The sequence below is a fragment of the uncultured Campylobacter sp. genome, assembly GCF_938045535.1.
Classification (GTDB): Bacteria; Campylobacterota; Campylobacteria; order Campylobacterales; family Campylobacteraceae; genus Campylobacter_B.
This window is the reverse complement of the sequence record NZ_CALIMQ010000188.1, coordinates 1-2,243: the sequence shown is the minus strand read 5'-3', so window position 1 is coordinate 2,243 and position 2,243 is coordinate 1. Positions and strand designations below refer to the sequence as shown.

Below are 2,243 nucleotides of genomic sequence, written 5' to 3'. Positions count from 1 at the left end.
GAGAGCTTATGGGCATTATGGAATTTTTGGCGCATTACGTGGATTACATTATCTTTGCGATCCTCGGATTTATGAGCTTTTTAGTTGTGTGGTTTACTATCGAAAGGCTGCTTTTTTATTCGAAGGTTAAGGCGAGCGATTACAAAAGCAAGGCGCTATATGAAGAGGCTCTGACAAAAAATTTAACGACGCTTTATATTGTTTATTCAAATGCCCCGTACATCGGTCTTTTAGGCACAGTTATTGGCATTATGATCACATTTTTTGATATGAGTACTGCAAGCGGTATCGATACCAAGGCTATCATGCAAGGTCTTTCGCTCGCGCTTAAAGCTACCGCTACCGGTCTAGTCGTCGCCGTGCCTACGCTTATCATCTACAACGGTTTCGTCCGCAAAGTTGATGTGCTTCTAAATCGCTACGATGAGGTTAAATAAATGAGCATCCCTAGACGAGACGGGCTAAATATCGTTCCGTTCATTGACATTATGCTGGTGCTGTTAGCGATCGTGCTTAGTGTCTCGACTTTCATTGCGCAGGGGCATATCAAGGTAAATCTTCCATCTTCTTCAAGCTCGCAAAATCCGCAAGAGGATAAAAAAGTTACTATTAAAGTGGATAGCGAATCTAAAATTTATCTAGACGATGTCGCAATAAGCGAGGATGAGCTTGAGAAAAAAATTGCCGCACTCGATAAAAACGATCTTGTCGTATTGAAAAACGATAAAGACTCGAAATTTTCCTCTTTCATTTCTATCATGGATGTCCTAAAAAAGGCGGGCCATGAAAAATTTGCGATCGTGACCGAAAAAGAGCAATGAATAAAGATAGCGCAGTAGGCTTCATTGTATCTTTGGTGCTGCATTGCATCATCGCTGTGGGTGTTTTTGTTCTTTTATCGTCGGCACCGAAGCCGCCTAGCATGCCGGATATGATAGCCTTTTCCATCGATAGCATAATGGATGAGGCCAAGCAGGGCGATATCTCCGATGAACCCAATATCCCGCCTCCTTCCGATCAGTCCGAACCGGATCCTGAGCCAGAGCCCACTCCGCCCGAGCCTGAGCCCGAACCGGAACCAACTCCGCCTGAGCCAGAGCCAATACCGGAGCCTGAGCCGATTCCTGAACCGGAGCCTATACCAGAGCCTGTAGTTGAAAAACCAAAACCGGTCGAAAAGCCCAAGCCAAAGCCGGTAGAAAAACCAAAACCGGTTGAAAAACCTAAGCCTAAAAAAGAGCATAAAGTTCAAAGTAGCGATAGGAATTTAACGGCTAAATTTGACCCGACAAAGCCTATTTCGCTAGGTAGCGGTGGGGGTGGCGGCTCCAGTAGTGCAGGTGGTGGTAGCGACGCTATAACAAGCCGCGGAGATCCTAGCAATAGCGATGTCGGCAAGAAAATTTTCGCCATTATTTCTCGCTACGCGCAGTCGCACTACCCTAAAAATGCGCAACGTATGCGTAAAATCGGCGTCGTAGGCGTGCACTTTACCTATACGGCAAGTGGCGATGTTAAGGGTCTTCGCGTTACGTCTTCCTCGAATGTAGATTCACTTGATGAGGGCGCGTTAAGCGCGGTCGAGCGCACAAAAGGCAGCTTTCCAAAGGTCGAGAAAGATATGGAATTTAACTTTAGCATAAAATATACGCTAAATTTTAACTAGCCTTAAAGATTCTACTAAAAACCCCTACCTGGGCGGTGAAATTTTAAAATTTGCCGCCCGTTTTAAAAGGATCGGTGCGTATTAAAAGACGATTACGCGCCTAAAATAGCTGCACCGCCCGTTTTAATAAAGCTTCGCTTCGGCGGGGCGGAACTTGTCTAAATTTTAAAATTTACCCGTGCGTAGTCCATGCCAACGCGCCGAGCGGCAACAATGGGAAACGGGATAGCTTTCGTTCGAGTATCAAAACCCAAAACGGCGCCGCCTTTTGCGCGGTCTATGAATACGGCGTGTATGAGATAGCGGTAAGGGCGAACTTAACGCGCTCGGCGAAATTTCGCGGAATTTTGCCGATTGTCGCGCGCGGTTTTATCTAAGCTGCTGCAAATTTTATCCGTAGCCGCCGTAATTCTGCTCGCGTCCAAATAAAATTTCACGAAATTCCGTAGAATTTTACGCTATGTATTCTGCAAACCGGCGGGCGAAATTTTGTGGGTGCGACCGGATTGCATGCGTAAATTCCGCCGTCAAATTATAACCTAGCGCAAATTTTGCGGACGGAATCACTAGCTAAATT

Annotated in this window: 3 protein-coding genes; all 3 read left to right on the top strand. The window is 46.0% G+C overall.

Features of this window, described 5'->3' with window-relative positions; all coding sequences use genetic code 11:
* Window positions 1-17 precede the first annotated feature (17 nt).
* The 3 genes from exbB to Q0095_RS05875 are packed head-to-tail and all read left to right on the top strand — an operon-like array spanning window position 18 to window position 1,666.
* Entirely contained in the window at window positions 18-437 is a 420-nt protein-coding gene (gene exbB, locus Q0095_RS05885) for a TonB-system energizer ExbB (protein WP_040304198.1), read from the top strand.
* On the top strand, window positions 438-821 hold the full coding sequence (gene exbD, locus Q0095_RS05880; RefSeq protein ID WP_005872149.1) for a TonB system transport protein ExbD: 384 nt from the start codon (window positions 438-440) through the stop codon (window positions 819-821).
* Complete coding sequence (locus Q0095_RS05875) at window positions 818-1,666, top strand: energy transducer TonB (protein ID WP_297882246.1); 849 nt, start codon at window positions 818-820, stop codon at window positions 1,664-1,666. The genes exbD and Q0095_RS05875 overlap by 4 nt, the downstream gene beginning before the upstream one ends.
* Window positions 1,667-2,243 lie beyond the last annotated feature (577 nt).

What these genes read in the sequence shown, in the direction of transcription:
- exbB (WP_040304198.1), top strand. Translation starts at nt 18, where the DNA reads ATGGAATTTTTGGCGCATTACGTGGATTACATTATCTTTGCGATCCTC.
- exbD (WP_005872149.1), top strand. Translation starts at nt 438, where the DNA reads ATGAGCATCCCTAGACGAGACGGGCTAAATATCGTTCCGTTCATTGAC.
- Q0095_RS05875 (WP_297882246.1), top strand. Translation starts at nt 818, where the DNA reads ATGAATAAAGATAGCGCAGTAGGCTTCATTGTATCTTTGGTGCTGCAT.